The following is a 527-nucleotide window of genomic DNA, read 5'->3' on the forward strand; positions in this document are numbered from 1 at the left end:
TCCATGCTGTCCGCATGCATACGCACAAGCCGACCAACTTTAAATTTTCTACCGGTATTGGCTCTTTTACAACATTCCTAAAAGCGGTTAAACCTCAGGGCGGCGATCTTGTCCTTTTGGATATTCAGCCAAAAGTTTTTGAAGTTTTTCAGCTCCTCGGCTTTTCCCAATTTTTCAATATCAGGGAAAGTCTGGAGGATTCAATCGAGTTTTTCAATTCTGACAAAGTACAGGATAAGCCGTCAATTTTCCCAAAAGTTGTCGCTTGTCCGCTCTGTTATAAAAAATTAAAAGCTGTAAAAGCGGGACGTTTCCGCTGTTCCGAATGTAAAAGTATTCTTGCAATTGACGATAACGGGCAAGTTCTGTTGGGGTAATCATTCATTATCCGGCTATAAAACAGCTATTTTGCTCAAAATAATAAAGAAAATCGCGGTAAAAAAGAAAAGACATTTCCCTCTGTTGAAAACTTGTGGATTTAGGTTAAAAAAATGCATAGGTGTACAACTTTTTATACAAGCCTGAAG

1 protein-coding gene is annotated in these 527 nt (G+C 38.5%); it reads left to right on the forward strand.

Annotation, left to right across the window (positions count from 1 at the left end):
• Window positions 1-377, forward strand: a 377-nt coding sequence (locus ACYVTD_RS16060; RefSeq protein WP_461248685.1) for an STAS domain-containing protein, incomplete at its 5' end; no start/stop codon positions are given.
• Between the last annotated feature and the right edge of the window lie 150 nt (window positions 378-527).

Source organism: Treponema sp. R6D11 (assembly GCF_054786075.1).